The 17,673-nt window shown below is 39.7% G+C and carries 19 protein-coding genes; 13 read left to right on the forward strand and 6 right to left on the reverse strand.

Annotated features, from left to right (window positions below; genetic code table 11):
- Positions 1-91: 91 nt before the first annotated feature.
- Positions 92-1,309 (reverse strand): ribose-phosphate diphosphokinase, encoded by a 1,218-nt coding sequence (locus O1D97_RS06980; RefSeq protein WP_269124139.1) that lies wholly within the window; start codon positions 1,307-1,309, stop codon positions 92-94.
- Between the two features lie 341 nt (positions 1,310-1,650).
- Here O1D97_RS06980 and O1D97_RS06985 point away from each other — a divergent pair, with 341 nt between their 5' ends.
- The 7 genes from O1D97_RS06985 (at position 1,651) to O1D97_RS07015 (ending at position 6,974) form a co-directional block, all read left to right on the forward strand.
- Positions 1,651-1,920 (forward strand): RebB family R body protein, encoded by a 270-nt coding sequence (locus tag O1D97_RS06985; protein ID WP_269124141.1) that lies wholly within the window; start codon positions 1,651-1,653, stop codon positions 1,918-1,920.
- 328 nt (positions 1,921-2,248) lie between these two features.
- The gene (locus O1D97_RS06990; RefSeq protein ID WP_269124158.1) at positions 2,249-3,538 is read left to right on the forward strand and encodes an amidase family protein; all 1,290 of its coding nucleotides are present in this window, start codon (positions 2,249-2,251) and stop codon (positions 3,536-3,538) included.
- 245 nt (positions 3,539-3,783) lie between these two features.
- Positions 3,784-5,256: an MATE family efflux transporter gene (locus O1D97_RS06995; protein ID WP_269124160.1), complete on the forward strand. Its 1,473-nt coding sequence runs from the start codon at positions 3,784-3,786 to the stop codon at positions 5,254-5,256.
- A 54-nt stretch (positions 5,257-5,310) separates the two neighbouring features.
- Complete coding sequence (locus O1D97_RS07000) at positions 5,311-5,664, forward strand: DOPA 4,5-dioxygenase family protein (protein WP_269124162.1); 354 nt, start codon at positions 5,311-5,313, stop codon at positions 5,662-5,664.
- A gap of 73 nt (positions 5,665-5,737) precedes the next feature.
- Positions 5,738-6,196, forward strand: coding sequence for a GNAT family N-acetyltransferase (locus O1D97_RS07005; RefSeq protein WP_269124164.1), 459 nt, complete (start codon positions 5,738-5,740; stop codon positions 6,194-6,196).
- 24 nt (positions 6,197-6,220) lie between these two features.
- Entirely contained in the window at positions 6,221-6,628 is a 408-nt protein-coding gene (locus O1D97_RS07010; protein WP_269124166.1) for a GFA family protein, read from the forward strand.
- A gap of 52 nt (positions 6,629-6,680) precedes the next feature.
- Positions 6,681-6,974: a DUF1330 domain-containing protein gene (locus O1D97_RS07015; RefSeq protein ID WP_269124168.1), complete on the forward strand. Its 294-nt coding sequence runs from the start codon at positions 6,681-6,683 to the stop codon at positions 6,972-6,974.
- A gap of 119 nt (positions 6,975-7,093) precedes the next feature.
- Here O1D97_RS07015 and O1D97_RS07020 read toward each other — a convergent pair whose 3' ends face one another.
- Positions 7,094-7,837, reverse strand: coding sequence for a class I SAM-dependent DNA methyltransferase (locus O1D97_RS07020; RefSeq protein WP_269124170.1), 744 nt, complete (start codon positions 7,835-7,837; stop codon positions 7,094-7,096).
- 228 nt (positions 7,838-8,065) lie between these two features.
- Here O1D97_RS07020 and O1D97_RS07025 point away from each other — a divergent pair, with 228 nt between their 5' ends.
- Both O1D97_RS07025 and O1D97_RS07030 read left to right on the forward strand, forming a co-directional pair.
- A complete protein-coding gene (locus tag O1D97_RS07025) occupies positions 8,066-8,818 on the forward strand; it encodes an SDR family oxidoreductase (RefSeq protein WP_269124172.1) in 753 nt (250 codons plus the stop codon).
- Between the two features lie 76 nt (positions 8,819-8,894).
- Entirely contained in the window at positions 8,895-9,488 is a 594-nt protein-coding gene (locus O1D97_RS07030) for a hypothetical protein (protein WP_269124174.1), read from the forward strand.
- Positions 9,489-9,545: 57 nt separating this feature from the next.
- Here O1D97_RS07030 and O1D97_RS07035 read toward each other — a convergent pair whose 3' ends face one another.
- Positions 9,546-10,001 carry an NfeD family protein gene (locus O1D97_RS07035; RefSeq protein ID WP_269124176.1) on the reverse strand — a complete coding sequence of 152 codons (456 nt, stop codon included), beginning with the start codon at positions 9,999-10,001 and terminating at the stop codon, positions 9,546-9,548.
- Position 10,002: 1 nt separating this feature from the next.
- The gene (locus O1D97_RS07040; RefSeq protein ID WP_269124178.1) at positions 10,003-10,941 is read right to left on the reverse strand and encodes an SPFH domain-containing protein; all 939 of its coding nucleotides are present in this window, start codon (positions 10,939-10,941) and stop codon (positions 10,003-10,005) included.
- A gap of 162 nt (positions 10,942-11,103) precedes the next feature.
- On the opposite strand from O1D97_RS07040, the gene O1D97_RS07045 reads away from it, so the two are divergent.
- From O1D97_RS07045 to O1D97_RS07060, 4 genes are read left to right on the forward strand one after another with little or no spacing between them, the layout of a single operon-like run.
- Complete coding sequence (locus O1D97_RS07045; RefSeq protein WP_269124179.1) at positions 11,104-11,562, forward strand: methyltransferase family protein; 459 nt, start codon at positions 11,104-11,106, stop codon at positions 11,560-11,562.
- Positions 11,563-11,614: 52 nt separating this feature from the next.
- Positions 11,615-12,178 carry a DUF6151 family protein gene (locus O1D97_RS07050; protein ID WP_269124181.1) on the forward strand — a complete coding sequence of 188 codons (564 nt, stop codon included), beginning with the start codon at positions 11,615-11,617 and terminating at the stop codon, positions 12,176-12,178.
- 33 nt (positions 12,179-12,211) lie between these two features.
- Positions 12,212-12,631, forward strand: coding sequence for a GNAT family acetyltransferase (locus O1D97_RS07055; protein ID WP_269124183.1), 420 nt, complete (start codon positions 12,212-12,214; stop codon positions 12,629-12,631).
- 43 nt (positions 12,632-12,674) lie between these two features.
- Entirely contained in the window at positions 12,675-13,199 is a 525-nt protein-coding gene (locus O1D97_RS07060) for a hypothetical protein (RefSeq protein WP_269124185.1), read from the forward strand.
- A gap of 23 nt (positions 13,200-13,222) precedes the next feature.
- On the opposite strand, the gene O1D97_RS07065 is transcribed toward O1D97_RS07060, so the two are convergent.
- Positions 13,223-14,242, reverse strand: a complete 1,020-nt coding sequence (locus tag O1D97_RS07065) for a response regulator (protein WP_269124187.1) — start codon at positions 14,240-14,242, stop codon at positions 13,223-13,225.
- Positions 14,235-17,579 carry an MHYT domain-containing protein gene (locus O1D97_RS07070; RefSeq protein ID WP_269124189.1) on the reverse strand — a complete coding sequence of 1,115 codons (3,345 nt, stop codon included), beginning with the start codon at positions 17,577-17,579 and terminating at the stop codon, positions 14,235-14,237. Before O1D97_RS07070 ends, O1D97_RS07065 begins: the two co-directional genes overlap by 8 nt.
- Between the last annotated feature and the right edge of the window lie 94 nt (positions 17,580-17,673).

The following is a 17,673-nucleotide window of genomic DNA, read 5'->3' on the forward strand; positions in this document are numbered from 1 at the left end:
TTGAATGAGTAACCAAACTGAGCCTTCATTTTTTACGTGAAAGCTCAGTGTTATAACTTAGTGTTATAAATAATGTTTGTGGCTTGTAAAATTACTTACCTTGTTTTAATTCGTGTAGTTCTTCGCTGAACCAAATTTTACGTTTAAAACGAGGGTTTTTAGATGACATATCAATTTTATAAGGGTTTTCTTCCAGTGTTTGCGGTAAGTCTAAAATATGGCATAGCTCTTGAGCGAGCCATTTTTCAACTTTAAGCACGACCATTTTCTTACGTAAGCGGCCTTGCTCATCACGATTCAGAATAGTCGGTAGCGTGTTGAGTGTTAGAATCTCTCCAATGGCAGGATGCGCCATACGCTCACGACCTTCGTCACTGGCATAGAAATGTGATACAGCAAAGACCATGCGTTCAGGGTTGATTTGCTGTAAAAATTGACAAGACTTTACTACGGTAGAGCCAGTGCGGACCATGTCGTCAAATAAGACAATGCTTGCGCCGTCTAAGCCATCAAAGGTGTGTTCACTTTCTTTATGAAGGGTGATTTCAACTTTGCGTTCGGCGGTACGTTCTTTGTCTAGCATAATGAATTTAGCTTTGCTCAGACCAAGTGTTTTAAACATCTCTTTGACGAAGTCTCGAGCGCCTTTATCTGGAGCGCAAAGCACAAGACCTTCTCCATCTTCACCGTAGTTTAAAATATTGGAGTTTAATAAATAGTGAGCATAGATTTCGTAAGGAATGAGGTTATGAAAATCACCTTCAAAGACTTCTGTAAACATTTTTTGTACAGAGTCAGAGTGATTATGAATGGTCATTACCGTGTCGACGCCAGCAAGCTTTAACATTTGTGCATAGAGCTTAGCTGTGAAAGGTTGACCATCGAATTTTTTAACGTCATGGATATCACGTTCAAAGCTCGTTTCCCCTAAGCTTTGATGAGGGCCACGATCCTGTGCACTATAGAATAAATCAGGCTCAACCAAAACGACTCTTTCTGCACCATTTTCTTTGGCGGCACGGGCAATAATGAGGTTTGTCATTGCTAGCTCTTGGCGACTTTTTACATGACTCCCCGTACTGACAATGATAACGGACTTGCCTTTTAATTTACGACCAATGTTTTCAAAATCGGCTTCGTCGGAGATAAAACGAGGGCAAAACTCAGAGTTCATGAATTGCTTCATGCTGATCAAGTCAGCGATATCATCGTGTTGTCCCATTGCATAGGCAACATCAATAGCAAAGGGATTATCGGAAGAGTTGCTAACAACTACGACATTAGTTGACTGGCCGGTCGACAGAGTCATGAAAGATCCTTAGTTAAGGGATAGGGAATTTGCGCTGATTTTAATACGTGTGAACAAATTTCGATAGAGTCGATTTAGAATAAATGGCATTTTCATAGCGAACTGGTACGGTTAAGCTTTTATTATCCTAAAATATTTTGTTTAGTTGATTTTTTATCTAACTAAAAGACTTGAATTCAAAGAGAGCGAAAAGCCGTTACGTTATAGAATGACTCTATAATTGTCATTTTTAGAGAAAATAAACTAGAGTTAATTTATGAATTCAGCATGGCGTTAAAACGCATTTTATTCAATTAAAATGATTGTAACTAATTATTTATATACGATAAAGGAGGCCCTTTATGGCTTTTCCAACAGCAGTAAATTCTCAAATTACCGATTCAGTTTCCCAAGAAAATACAAAAGTACTTGGGGATGCGCCTGCCACCGCGACAGGTAATTTTATGATTGCCACCAGTCAGGCATTATCTAATGCGGCTCATAATGCAACGACAGGACAGCAAAATAACGCTATTACAGCGCAGGCGGCTCTTACTCAGGGCGTGAACACGCTATACGGTGTGGATACTGCGTCTGCGGCGGTAGGTACGGCAGAAATCTACTCAAAATAAAAGTCTATTTAAACGTCATTGATTGCAAAATCACTCTTCTTTGAGTGATTTTTTACGAGCTTATTTCCTATTATTCACTTCTAGCTTTATTCTTGCGTATTGAACTGCAATCTCCTTTAGGGTTAGACATATACGGGTTGGTAAGCATGATCAAAATACCTTGAGTTGATAGGAAAGCATGAGGTCTAAATAGCCTTGGAGACAGCGAGGCCCCCTTTGAAGTTTCGTATGTTACTACATGATCCCGTTTTAAAACGTACCATTGAAACCGAGTATCATACGGTTGAATTACCTGCTGTAAAATAATTAGATCTAAGAGAACTGTATTATGAAAAATGTTGCACAATCTCCATGGAAAAATCGTGATTTAACGGCTCAACTGGCTCGTTCAAAAGACATTATTGCCTCTCACGGAAAGGATGTTTTTACAGAGATTTTTGATATATCAACAGATGACGAGAATACCACTGCCTGTGTTTCTCATTTGCCATTAAAGAATGCGATTGTTTCCGTTAAGGACCTGTTTGATGTGACGGGTTATAAAACCAGAGCGGGTTCCGTGTTTCTAAACAAAAGGGATATTGCAACGGAAGATGCTGTTGCAGTAAAGCAATTGCGAAATGCCGGTGCTTACTTTATTGGCCATACTAACATGACTGAATTAGCCTATTCTGGATTGGGTTTAAATCCTCATTATGGCACTCCGAAAACCCCCTTGTATCCGAATGAAAACCGTATTTCAGGAGGATCTACCAGTGGTGGAGCGGTATCCGTTGCTTTGGGAATTGCAGATATTGCTTTAGGAACGGATACCGGTGGATCGTTACGTATACCAGCGGCCTTTTGTGGTGTAACAGGCTTTAAACCGTCCCAAAACAGTGTCTCCAGTCAAGGTAGTTTACCGCTTTCAGCCAGCTTAGATAGTGTTGGGCCCATTGCGAATACACTCTCTGATTGCGAGCTTGCTTGGGGGGTATTGTCTGGTACCACAGTCAACAATCCTGTCGCGAAAAGTGCTTCTTTTGTTGTACCGAGCAATTTTGGTCTAGATCAACTTGATGATGAAGTAAGAACGGCATTTACTCATGTAATTGATCGTCTAAAACAGACGCCTGGTATTCAGGTTGAAGAAAAAGCGTTCCCTTTTTTAGAAGAGTACAAACAACTTCCTATTTGGCAATTTTCTGCGTTTGAAGCAATGGATTATTATACGCGACATTATAACGTTGATCTTAAAGCGCTTGATCCAAGAGTGGCGTCTCGTTTGAAGCGAGCTCTAACGATTGATGATAAGCAGTTCTTAGAGACCTGTAATCAAAGAAAGGCCTTAATTGAGCGCTATAAAGAGGAAGTGGGGGATCGAATTATCGTCTTGCCTACTGTGGCAATCTTACCTCCTAAAATAGAGGCCTTAACGTTAAATGAGGACTATGATCGTATTAATTTATTGTGTTTGCGTAATACTACATTAGCCAATGTACTCGATGGCTGTAGTGTATCTCTACCTTATCAGTATCAAGGGCATTCTATTGGAGTGATGCTAACGGCGGCAAATGGGGAGGATAACCACTTGTTATCGCAGTCTAAATGGGTAGAGCATATTTTAGCGAGCGCATAAAAAATTCAATGAACGGGGATTTTTTTAGGCCACTTGTTTGGCCTGATTTAGCGTCCATTAGTAGGTTGGTATCGCAATGTAGGATGGATTGTCATTGACCCTATCCTGTGCTTATCCGCCCTCCCATAAAGACAAAACCGAAAAATAAGAATCTTTCCTTATTTATTTAGAATACTGATCATCATAACTTGTTATGCTTTTAGGGTATTTCATTGTGTGAAAGTTATTTAAAATAAGGAAGATAAATGTCAGAGCAAACCGCAAAGTTTGTACACGGCTCAACAATGCGTCATATTTTAGTGATGTCTGGGTCTGGTTCAATCGGCTTGATGGCGCTTTTTTTGGTTGATTTAATCGACATGCTTTTTATCAGTATGTTAGGCCAAATTGAGCTGGCGGCGGCAGTGGGTTTTGCCGGCACGTTATTGTTTTTCTCTACTTCTGTTTCTATTGGTACCTCGATTGCGATGGGGGCCTTAACCTCTAAAGCTATTGGAGCGGGTCAGCATAACCAAGCGAAGTTAATTAGTGGCAGCGTTATAGTAACGGCATTTTTAATTAGTCTGCTTTTCACCACATTCATGTTTTATTTCACTCCGGAGCTGCTTGCGTTAATTGGTGCGGAAGGTATAGCGGCGGAACGCGCTCAGGCGTATTTATATATTTTATTACCCAGTGGGCCGTTTCTTGCCGTTGCTATGGTTGCGGGTGCTGGGTTGCGCTCTGCAGGTGATGCTAAACGGTCAATGTGGGCGACGCTGTCCGGTGGTATTGTGAATGCGATTTTAGATCCGATTTTTATTTTTGGATTTAACTGGAACATTGAAGGGGCGGCTTTGGCTTCTGTTTTTGCTCGTTTCGCCGTATTGTTCTTTTCTCTTTATCCTCTTATTAAGCATCATGATCTGGTTAAGCTACCGAACCTTGAACAATGGTTAACTCATATAAAGCCCATTTTAAAAATTGCTATTCCGGCCATTTTAACGAATACGGCCACACCGATTGCAAATGCAATAGTGACAGCGAGTATTGCTAAGTTTGGAGAAGATTTTGTTGCTGGCTTTGCGGTTATTGGCCGTTTAATACCTGTCTGTTTTGCTGTGATATTTGCCTTATCCGGTGCTGTAGGGCCAATTTTAGGACAAAATTTAGGGGCGGAACGCTTAGATAGGGTGAAAGACGTATTGCGTAATTCCTTTATAGTTACCATCGTCTATACCGTTTTTGTTTGTGCTTTACTGTTTCTTTTACAGGATTACATCATTCAAATTTTTGGGCTACAGGGTGATGCCATTCTTATCGTAAATGCATTTTGTACTTATGTCGCCATTTCATATATTTTTAATGGCGCTATTTTTGTAGCCAATACTTCTTTTAATAACCTGGGTAAACCACTGTATTCTACGGTATTGAGTATCGGTCGAGCCACAATAGGGACGCTACCTTTTGTGTATTTTGGATCCGCTTGGTTTGGTGCTGTGGGGGTATTATATGGGCAAGCGGTAGGCACTGTCGTATTTGGGTTACTGGCCGTTGTTGTTTTACAGTATCACGTGAATGAGCTTACTAAAATCAAACCTCATGAAGAGGACGAACTTCCTCCTACATGTTTGAATACACAGCCTTTTTCTAATTTGGATGCGGTATTACTTGATGACATTGCATCTGGTAAAGATGAATTGCTGCATGAGGCTCAGCGGATAGCAGAAAGTAAGTAATCTGTTATATCTTTAAAGAGAGTCACTATTCAATAATAAACAGAGAGTCTCCATATGACGACCATTCAAGTAGATAATATTACCGCTTACCATGCACACCTTTATTTTCATGATATGGAGAGTATGGAGGCGGCCGTCTTGATTGCTGATGCAGCCCAGGCGGCGTTCCCTATTAAAGTAGGGCGCTTTCATCAAAGGCCTGTTGGTCCTCATCCGGTGTGGAGTTGTCAGCTGTCTTTTGCCGCCAGTACTTTTGGCGATTTTATACCCTGGTTGATGATGAATCGTGGCAACACAGATGTCTTTTTGCATCCGCTGACGGGAGATGATTATTTAGATCATACCCAAGGTGCCAGTTGGTTAGGTCATTCTTATCCTTTAAAACTAGACATGTTTAGGCCATCTTAGTTCAGCGTATATTGATTACCCTCAAAGAATCGGTATTGTATAGAATCGCTATGACCAACGAATGGGGATATGAATGCTTAATATTGCTCTTGATGACTTAGAAAGTGGGGCTGTGTTGCGATTGTTAGAAGCGCATTTAAAAGACATGTATGCCACCTCACCGGCAGAAAGTGTACATGCACTTGATCCTGAATCATTAAAACAGCCGTCCATTTCATTCTGGTCTGCTACCCAAGACAACGAGGTTCTCGGGTGTATCGCGCTTAAAGAGTTAACTCCTAGTCACGCAGAGATAAAATCCATGAGAACGTGTGAAAGTGCGCGTAATCAGGGTGTAGCGTCACAATTGCTACAGCATGTCTTAACGGTAGCGTCATCCAGAAAGTATAATAAGCTGAGTTTAGAAACAGGCTCGATGGACTTTTTTCTCCCCGCGAGAACTTTGTATAAAAAATATGGGTTTGATTATTGTGGCCCTTTTGCCGATTACAGTTTAGATCCAAACAGTGTTTTTATGGAGCGAATACTTTAAATAAAACGTCAATAGGAGAGTAAAATGCAGTATCCAGTAAGTGGTTCTTGTCAGTGTGGAGGCGTTAAATATACCTTATTATCGGCGCCCAGTTTAGTGGCTGCGTGTCATTGTAAAGAGTGTCAAAAGCTGTCGACCAGCGCGTTTAGCCTGACGGCAATGGTGGATGCGAGTACGGTTGTTTTTGAAGGAGAAATGCAAGAATGGAGCCGCCCCGCTGATAGTGGTAATGTGAGTGCGGCCAAATTCTGTCCGACCTGTGGTAATCGTATTTACCATTTTAATCCGGCTGAACCAGAAAAACTTAAACTTAAACCTTCAAATTTATCTGATACTCGTCTTATTCAACCAACGGTGCATATTTGGACCAGTGAAAAGCAAGACTGGTTTCAGATTCCAGACAATGTGAAGGTATTTGAAAAGCAAATTTAACCTGATTGGTTTCATTGAGAAAAATATAAGATTTATAAAGGACAGTTAGGCTATGTTTGAGCGTTTAGTTGGTTTATATGTATCTGACGACAGTGTTTATCAAAAGTATCGTGAGGGAATGATTCCTATTTTGAAAGCCCATAACGGTTTTTTTCGCTACGATTTTAACGTATCCGATACATTGATTAATGAATCAGGAAAGCCGATTAATCGGGTGTTTATTTTGGCTTTTCCAACTGAAGAAGTAGCAGAGCGATTCTTTGGTAATGCGGAGTACGGTAAGGTGAGGTCCGAGTTTTTTGATGCTTCTGTTGAGCATGTGACTTTAATTTCACAGTACAATTAGGTTTATTGTGCGTTTTTTTTCATAGAGTCTGACACCTTTTGTCTACAGTCAGATTCTATGAAAATTGTTCCTCAGTGAGCCTATCCCAGGTTAAGATGCCTTTTTTATCAGCAGCTACCTTAAATCTTCACACAAGCGAAAATAGCGTTTCCTGATTTGCCATCCCAAGGAAGAATTTTATCGTAATCGTGCTCAAACATTTGCACGTTAAAATAAGGGGCTAATAGTTGGGTTAATTCCTCAAACCCGATAGCAACCATAGGGTGCGAGTCTTGCCAATATTGGGTTTCCCTTGTGTTGGTTTTTTCTATGTGGACATCTAGCGTTTGCGTATCCCCCTTACCTTTGTAGTGCCACTTTGATGCAAACGTAAATAGGTCCTCTCCTTTCTGAACACTGTGTTTTACAAAGGAAAAATTATCAATCTTATCTTTATCGACCGCATTGAAGCAGAATACGCCTCCTGTGGAGAGTGCCGCATGGGTACTTCTTATACAAGCTTGCAATCTTTGGGTGTTACCACTGTAATGAATAGAATAAAGGAAGCAGGTGATCAAATCGAAATGGTCTTCTGTTGAAAAATGACACATATCTTGTAAGCTGAATTGAGCATGCGGGCAGCGCAACGTAGCAATATCAAGCATGGGCTGATTAATATCTAAGCCACTGCTTTGGTATAGAAAGTCAGAAAAATGTTTAACATGAGGGCCCGTACCACAGGCGAGATCAAGATGGCGAGTGCCTCCTTGGCCAAATAAGGTATGCAGTCTGTTAATACTGGCGCTTTGTTGATAATAATTTATATCGGCGCACATCAAATCATAATAATCCGATAAATCGGTATATAGTGCATTAAAAGACATAGGAAGGGTTGCCAGTGGGTAAATTAAGGTTATTGGTGGCGCGCATCATATATCAGGTTATGTCTTTTGCGAAGAATTAAAATAGATTCCTTTTTAGCTGTATGATTTACTGCCAAGAGACTTTTTGCTATAGATTTTCTATATTTAAAGAATGACCATTATGGCTCTATGATTCAGGCATTTTGTAATGGTATTGATGAGTAAACGACAATAGTAAGGTGGGCAATAATGAGTGCTAAAAAAGTGGTAATCATTACGGGAGGTAGCCGTGGTATTGGTGCGGAAGCTGCGAAATTATTTGCTCGCAATGGTTATGCGGTTTGCATCAACTATGTACGAAATGTCATGGCGGCTAAAAAGGTGCAGCAGGACATTTTAGACATGGGGGGTGAATGCATCATCGTTCAAGCGGATGTCTCCAAAGCCGATGAGGTTGAGTTTTTGTTTCAAGCAGTGGATAACACATGGGGAAGCCTTTCGGTATTAGTTAATAACGCTGGAATTTTGAAAACACAAACTCGCTTTGAAGGGATTTCTGCTGAGCGTTTTATGGACGTTATGCGTACAAACGTACTCAGTTGTTTTTTATGTTCACAACAAGCCATTAAACGTATGTCGTATCGCTGTGATGGTCGTGGCGGTGCAATCATTAATATTTCCTCAAAAGCCGCTCAAACAGGTTCTCCTAACGAGTATGTGGACTATGCCGCCTCAAAGGGCGCTATGGATTCAATGACTCGAGGTTTAGCCATGGAAGTGGCGGCAGAAGGCATACGTGTGAATGGTGTGAGGCCTGGATTAATCTATACTGAGATGCATGCAGCAGGTGGTGAAGCGGAACGAGTTGATCGTTTAAAATCGAAGATTCCGATGCAGCGTGGCGGTGAGGCGAGTGAAGTGGCGGAAGCCATAGTTTGGTTAGCATCTGAAAAGTCCTCCTTTGTGACCGGTACTTTTATTGATACATCGGGTGGCCTGTAAACTAACTGTATTTATTATTTTTTAGAATACTGATTTATTCCTCGTTATTGTGTAATCATGTTAATGGAGTTGAAGGTTGAAAGTAGTAAAAGAAGATGGTCAACAAGAAGTTGAATGCCCTAGTTGCGGCTTATCTCAAGCAACTTATAAGTTAAGGGATGTTCGCTTAGGGGAGCAAGTTAATAAAAAAGTATTGGTGGCCGTTTGCAATAGTTGTGATAAAGCGTTAAGTGTGCCGACGCAAACGACGGTTAAAATCAAATCAGATCATGATAAAACGCGCTATTCTATTGATATTCGTTTACCTGCACATTATTTAGATATTTTAACTCTTGCTTCCCACCGTATTAACCCTGCTTTGGCGGAGAGCTTTGGTAAAACACTGATTCTTTATTATTTACATGCATTAAATACGGAACGCTACCCGAGTAAAAATTTAGCGAATTTACTGCATTCAGACTTTGCTAAAGCGAAATCATCGAAGCGACTCTCCATGAAAATTAGTCGAAGCAGTTTGGATGAGATGAGATCTTTAATGGAAAATCAGGGTTTTAAAAGTAATACGGATCTATTGAAAAGCATTATTTTGAAGATTCATGATGACATTGTGCTTAAACGAATACCAAAGCACCTGGCTGAACTGCAAAACTTAGCTGCGGTTTTTGCTTAAATGTGTTTGGGGTTAAGAATCGCTTTTTCTTTGCGGTAAAAAAGCGATTCTGACGAATTAAATGGCCTTGACCCAAAAAGTGCCTACTTCCGCTTTAATGACTTCAACCCTAGTATTTTCTGGAATGAGTTCTGTACTTTTTAACTTCCACATAATACCTGAATATTTATATTCGGGAGTAGATGTATCAGAAATTTCCTCTATCGTGGTTAGTTGAATGCCTGTAAAGTCACTTTTTATTGTTTTGGTCTCGGTGTTGTCTTGCATCTTTTTCAACGGCTTCCATAAAACAAGCGCTAGGAAGATACAAGCCAAAGCATTTGATAGCAAAATACTACTAAAGGTGACGGGCAATATATCTGCCAGCATTAACCCCCCTGTAATAATAAATGACAAGCCAAGAAAAAATAAAACAAAAGTACTAAAGCCTAAGACGAGAACTTCGACAATGAGCAGTACGATGCCAAGGGCTATCATACTATGAGCGATATTATTGGAGATAAAATCAAACATTTTAATGTGCTTTATTCAGGGAGTTAATGATAGTTGTTGCTTGAGCAATAATAGAGTTTGCATCTGTTGCACCATCAGGTAATAGAACAATACTCGATTCTTTGGCGATAGCATGTTTAGCGGCAATGGCCTTGGTGGCTAAATCGAGTTGGATGGCCTTTTGACCTTCTTCAGTAGACGCTGATTTACCAACCACATCTAGAGCTTCCGCTTGCGCAACAGCTATGGCGGTGATGGCTTCAGCTTCTCCTTTTGCTTGTAATACCTGCTCTTGTCGTTCCGCTTCTGCGGCCAGTACTCGTGCTTGTTTTTCACCTTCGGCAATATTGATTGCGGCTTGTCTTTCTCCTTCTGATTCCAGAATTTTAGCACGACGTTCCCGCTCAGCTTTCATTTGGGATTCCATTGCATTCATGATGGAGTTAGGTGGAACGATGTCTTTAATTTCATAACGCAAAACAGCCACACCCCATGATTCGGCCGCTTCATTAATTGAAGAGACGATTTGTGTATTTAACGCATCTCTTTCTTCGAAGGTTTTATCCAGGTCAATTTTACCTATTTCGGAACGCATTGTAGTTTGCGCTAATTGAGTCACTGCAAAGACGTAATCTTCTACTCCATAGGTGGCTTTATAAGGGTCTAAAACTCGAAAATATAAAACACCATCAACCGTTAAAGAAATATTATCTTTAGTGATTGCCGCTTGGCTCGGAATATCAAACGCCTGCTCTTTTAAGGAACGATCTGCGGAAACTTTATCAATAAAAGGAATGATGAAGTTGATACCGGCTTCTTTCGTTGAATGAAATTTCCCAAAACGTTCTATGACCCATGCTCTGTTTTGCGGTACAAATTTAATCGATGATTTTAAAAGTAAGATAATAAAAAGAAACAGTACAAACTGCCAAGTCACAACGAGACTCAGTAAAATATCCATTTTTTTCCCTTTCAATTGATGTTATTAAACGTAATGCTTTTGAGTTTAGTATGCGTAGGTGCACTTATCATGAGTTAAATTGTATATTAGTTTAAGATATGCGCATATTAAAAGAGATGCTAGGGATATTCTCTATTAGGGTCAAGTGAATAGGAGAGTCAGATGTTAGCGAAGGTGTTTAAATTTCCAATTGCTCTGGTGGTATTAATCTGTCTGTGCATGATAGGTTTCAACCTTGTTGGTATTCATTATCAAATGGTTCTACCTTTCTATAAGAGTGTTTCTACTGTGCTCTTTGGATTGGGAGTGTCTATTATTTTAGTCGCTGGTTATGCCTTTAAAAAAGCGAATACAACCGTCAATCCAGCGACTCCAGAAGCCGCTTCAGTTTTAGTGACTAATGGCCTCTTTGCTGTTTCCAGAAACCCTATGTACATAGGTTTTTTCTTATTTATTAGTGCCTTTTGGATTATTTCTGGGAATCTAATTAATGGTTTTTTCTTACCTTTGTTTATCTTGCTTGCCAACCGTTGGTATATCATTCCTGAAGAAAACGCCTTAGAACACGTATTTAAAGCGTCTTTTTTGTCTTATAAGTCTAAGGTAAGGCGTTGGCTATAAAGCGCTTAAATATGAGCGTTAATTATATTTATCCCAAAGAGGAGAGCAACTTATGACTGAACTAGCGCTTGAGTGTCGCTGTGGAAAAGTAAAGGGGCGAGTTCATAGTGTCAACTTAAAGCAAGGTAATCACTTGGTGTGTTATTGCCAAAGTTGTCAAAATTTTGCTAACTATTTGCAGTCAGACGTATTAAATGAGTTTGGAGGCAGTGATATTTTTCAAATAGCTCCAGCCTTTATCTCCATTGACTTGGGGGTAGATCAACTCAAGTCTTTAAAATTAACTGACAAAGGCGTATGTCGTTGGTATACCGATTGTTGTAAGACCCCCATTGGTAATACCGCGGGTGCTAAAATACCAATGGTCGGTATTCTTCGCTCTTTTATTGCTAAGGATCAGGATATTAATGCAAAAATAGGTCCTATTATGGGAAATGTGTATGTAAAAAATCTTGATTCTCCATTACCTCAGAGTATGAGTGCTCCCTTATCTGAGAAACGTCTTATTTTTCGAATGATTAGAAAAATATTACTGTGGAAAATATTAGCGAAAGGAACGCCAAACCCTTTTATGAATTCACAGGGTAAACCCATTGTAAAGCCTCATAAAATTTGAGTCTTCTCATCGATCTGTAAAAAGGAACACATTATGCAAATTCGACATTTTGTTGAGAGTGATAGGAAAGACGTCATTACTCTGTGGAAGGCATGCGATCTAGTGAAACCTCAAAATGACCCTAACAAAGATATTGATAGGAAATTAAAGGTCGATCCTGAGCTATTTTTAGTAGGGATGGAAGATGGGGAACTCGTTGCTTCCGTTATGGGGGGATACGAAGGTCATCGTGGCTGGGTTAATTACCTAGCAGTAAGTCCAGAAGCTCAACGAAAAGGATATGGTAAACAAATTATGGTGGCTGTTGAGGAGAGTATTAAGCAAAAAGGTAGCCCTAAAATAAACTTACAAGTTCGCTCAAGTAATCATAAGGTACTCGCCTTTTATCGGGCTATTGGCTATGTAATAGAGGATGTTGTGAGTTTTGGAAAGCGGCTTGAGCAGGATAGTTAACTTAATTTCTTATTGCGTATCTTTATCATAAAGAGGACATCCCATGGTGATATTATCCGGCAGTGAAGAGGAGAAAGTTCGCTTAGAACACGAAGCCGCAAAGTTATTTATGCGTTGCTATGAGCATGATACCGGGAAGGAAATTCGCCACATTTGGCATAATAGGCCTATTCGTCCGGATGTATCTTGTGAGTTTGAAGGTCATCGTTTAGATTTAGAAATCGCGCATTTATATGGTAGCGAAGCGGAAGCTATGATGATATTGGGAAGAGAGCTAACGGATAATACCCGAGAATCCTTAAAGGAATTGGAACGTATCCCTGCGGATGACCGATTATTAAGTGCCCTTAATCGTATCTTGAATAACAAAGCAAAAAAACGCTACCAAAGTGAGCGCGTTTGGTTAGTGATTCGAAATGCCCATCCAGCATGGACATCGGATCAAATTGTTGCTTTGCAGCATTATATTGATGTACCTGATAACCATCCTTTTGAACAAATATGGATTGTCGGTGATATGACCGCCGCATCAGGTATTGTCAGGTTGTCACATAACACCCTAGCTTGAAACGAGAGTCTAGGTTATTTCGACTAATCCTCAGCCCATTCCTGCATGATGTTAATAAACTTGTCTAGCACATCAGATAAACACGTTACTAAGTTAGGGTCAAAATGCTTTCCGCTTTGGGAGTAGATATAGTCGGTCGCTTCCTCAACGGTCCATGCTCGTTTATAAGGACGTACCGTTGTTAATGCGTCAAATACGTCGGCGATAGCAACAATGCGACCTTCAAGAGGAATATCTTCTTTAGCTAAACCGTAGGGGTAGCCTGTGCCATCCCATTTTTCATGGTGGCTAATGGCAATAGATTTCGCTAAAGCAATTAACCCAGAATCTGATTCTCCAAGAATTTCTTCACCAATTTTTGGGTGTTGCTTCATCACCGCAAACTCTTCTTCGGTGAGTTTGCCTGGCTTGAGTAAGATATGGTCGGGTATACCAATCTTACCAATATCATGCATTGGTGCGGCATTGTGTATTTTATCTGCTTGAAATTCGGATAAACCATATTGTAGTGCCAGTTCCTTTGCATAGAGACTCATGCGAATAACGTGCTGTCCGGTCTCGTTATCTTTATATTCTGAGGCTTTTCCTAATCGTTGAATCACCTGTAAACGAGTACGCTTTAATTCATCGGCTTGAACTAACGATAAGTGTGTTTTAACACGCGCTTTTACTAGGGCAGGAGCAACGGGTTTAGTTATGTAATCAACGGCACCGAGTTCAAAGCCTTTTTCTTCATCTGACTCTTCATTAAGTGCAGATACAAAAATAATCGGGATGTGTTTTGTTTTGACGGATTGTTTTAAGTGAGTACAGACATCATAGCCCGTCATCTCAGGCATCATAACGTCTAATAAAATTAAATTAGGCTTTTCAAGCTCAACAACGCGCAACGCTTCAATCCCATTTTTTGCAAAAAACAAACGGTATTGATCGTTTAAAATATGCCTTAGAACACGCAGATTGATTGGCTCATCATCCACAATGAGTATTTTGGGCGTGTCATCAGGAATATGTGATGAAGATGAGAGTGATGAGTTAAACATAATGCTCTTTTATTTCTTGGAGTTTGTGTGCTGCCGCCCCAAATTCAAAGTCATTAAGAGCATTTATTATCATACTTACATTGGTCGTTTGGTTTGGTGGGGCAGAGTTAGCTAATTTGTTTAATAATTGATCATCATACTCATTATGGGCAATTAATTCTAATAGCATTTTGACCGTTTGGATAAACTCCTCATTATTTTCTTGATTAACAACCGCTTGAGTTTCTATTGCCTGCACTTGCTTATTATATAAATTTGTTTTGATCGTTAGCTGTTTTAATTGATCTACTATTTGCTTGTAAGTTTCTTCTAAGGCGTCGAACTCTTGTATTTTACAAAGCATTTCCAGCTTTGAAAATGAATACATTAAAGAGGGTAACGCTAGGTTACCTGAAACACCTTTAAACGTATGGGCGGTATGCATCACATGAGGCCAGTCAGGACTCTTTTCTGAAACGTAGTCTTTTAAAGAAAGAATAGTACTTGATTGGTTTTTGATAAACCCAGTTAGTTCTGCGTAATAACGTTCCTGGCTTCCCCAAAGAGCAACCCCTTTCTCTTCATTGACAGACTCATTATAGTTGTTTTGACTGATGTCAGATGTCTCTTCTTTGACATAGCTTATGCCTAAAACATCGGCTATTTCATATTTTAATAGTGTGAAATCGATAGGTTTATGGCTGAAACCATCCATACCTGCAGCATTTGCTTCAGCTTTATCTTTTGCTAACACACCGGCGGTAAGGGCAATAATTGGAATATATTCGAGGTCATCGTTGATTTCTATTTGGCGTCTTGTTTTCGCGGTTGTAAGACCATCCATAATAGGCATTTGTATATCCATAAGGACGATATTAGGGTGAGATTGTTGCATTTGAACTAAGGCTTCTTCGCCGTTTGATGCGGTAATCACGGAATGACCATCACGCTCTAACAATATACGAAGGAGATCTATGTTTTGTTGTATATCATCGACCACGAGTATTTTTAGCGTTGGTAGCTGAATTGTGAATTTTTTATCTAAAGAAACCGTTTTTTCGGATACTTTGAGAGGAATGCGAATAGTAAATTCTGTGCCTATGTTTAATTCACTTTCTACTTCGATTGTTCCTCCCATAAGTTCGACTAACTGTTTACTTATCGTTGTCCCTAAACCGGTACCACCAAACTTGCGATTCATAGAGGCGTCAGCTTGAGTGAAAGCGTCAAAGATGCGGTTAACTTGCTCTTCCGTCATTCCTATTCCCGAATCTCGAATAGTAAAAATAATTTCTTCTTCAGAAGTATGAACATGTACACTTAATAGAACTTCGCCTTTATCAGTAAACTTAATCGCATTGCCGATAATATTGGTTAATATTTGCCTGATGCGATCTGGTGCTCCCCAGTAAAAGGGGGCTAAGTTCTTGTCCACTATGAGTTCAAGTTTTAAGCCTTTATTGTGAGCCTGTAGCCATAAAGTAGAAATAACAGTGTCTATCTCTTCAATAAGGGAAAAGGTTTTCCACTCTAGCTCCATTTTACCTTTATCAAGTTTGGCGCTGTCCAAGACATCATTCAGTAAATGCAATAGAGATTTAGCGGATTTATTGATGGTTTGTAGATATTCATTCTGCTTGGCTACACTCACTTCATCTTCAAGTAAAAAGTCACTAAACCCAATAATAGCATTCATGGGTGTACGAATTTCATGGCTCATGTTTGCTAGAAAAGCGGCACGGGATGCTGCCGCTTGTTCTGCTTGTTCTTTGGAAAAACGAAGTTCTTGCTCCATGAGTTTTCGTTCCGAAATGTCCATGATAAAACCATCGATATAGATATCATTAGACGTGTCTTTTTCGGCTTTTCTACCATGCTCAAGTAGCCATCGAGTATCACCATCTTTGGTGATAATACGATATTCTGCATAATAGCTTGTTTCATTTTTGCGGATTTTTTTCAGAAAGCAATCGGCATCATCAGGGTGTAATAAATCAATAAACTTATGCCGGAACTTAGAGGATAAAAATTCATCAACGGCATAGCCAGTGACTTTTTCAACAGCATCACTGATAAAAATCATTTGATTATTACGAGTGTTTTTACAGCGAAATACGATACCGGGAATATTACTGACCAGGGATCGGAACTTTTCTTCATTTTCTTGCAGCTCTGACTGCATTTTTGTGCGTTCACTAATATTAGATAAGAATGCTACGTATGTGTCTTCATCGTGAATGACCACATGACTAATCACTAAACGTATATCGATGCGTTCACCATTCTTATGAACTGCCACTACGTCTTGTTCTTTACTGAGAGTAAAACGAGTCTCTTGAGTTAAAGGGGTGAGCAGAGAGTCGTCTTCGTTCTTAATAAAGTAGTCAGGCAGGATGTGATGAATGTTTTTTGTTAAAAACTCGTCTTTGGACCAACCAAATAAAGAGCTCATTACTTGATTGGTATTTAAAATAATGCCGTTAGCGTTAACTGTCATAACGCCATCAATTGACGTGTTGGTAATGGCTTTTAAATAGCTTTCACTCGCTTTAGCCGCTTGAGAAATATCTTGATAGCGAAACATCATGTTCATCATGCTAACAAAGCCAATAATGACGGATGTAATAACGGCAATCCCTAACCCTAAGAATAAAGAGACATTGTGATCTGGTGGTATTAGTTCCATTTCAGCTGGAATGGTAAAGCGAGCAGCATACATACCTATGTAATGCATACCTGAAATAGCGACGCCCATCACAATACTGGCAATGATCATCGAATGAGTGGGAGTGAAACTGTGATGACTAAATTGCTCTAATCCAAAGCGAATCCATAAAGACAGCATGGCTAAAATAACGGCAACTAGGACAGAAATACAGAAAACAGTCAGGTCATAATGAAGAGTCATCATCATTTCCATGGCGGCCATACCAATATAATGCATAGATCCAATGCCAGAGCCAACCAAAATACCACCAATTAACAGGGTGTGAAAACGAATTCTACTTTCCATTAAAATATTAAGAGTGATCCATGAGGACAGCATTGCAGGTAAGAAGGAGAGAATGGTTATGAAAGGATCATAGTGGACATGGGTGCCAAGTTGAAACGCAAGCATGCCAATAAAATGCATAGACCAGACGCCAATACCTAGTGCAAGACTTCCAGAAAATAATAAAAAATGGCGTCGTTTTGAAGATTTACTGCGTTCTGCAAGATGCGCTACGTTGAAGCCAACAAAAGAGGCGAAAATTGAGATAATAATTGAGATAATGACCATAAAAGGATCAAGTGTGCCGTATACAAATTGGTTGGCATTTTGTGGGATTGCAAAGAGTGCACTGACGCTATCTATCATTATGATCCTATTGTTACCGTTTATTATATCTAGACATATAATCGACGATTATAAACAAAGCTTGAGTGAATGTTTACGTTTGATAGTGTTTTAA

It is taken from the genome of Marinomonas phaeophyticola, from assembly GCF_026966905.1.
Classification (GTDB): domain Bacteria; phylum Pseudomonadota; class Gammaproteobacteria; order Pseudomonadales; family Marinomonadaceae; genus Marinomonas; species Marinomonas phaeophyticola.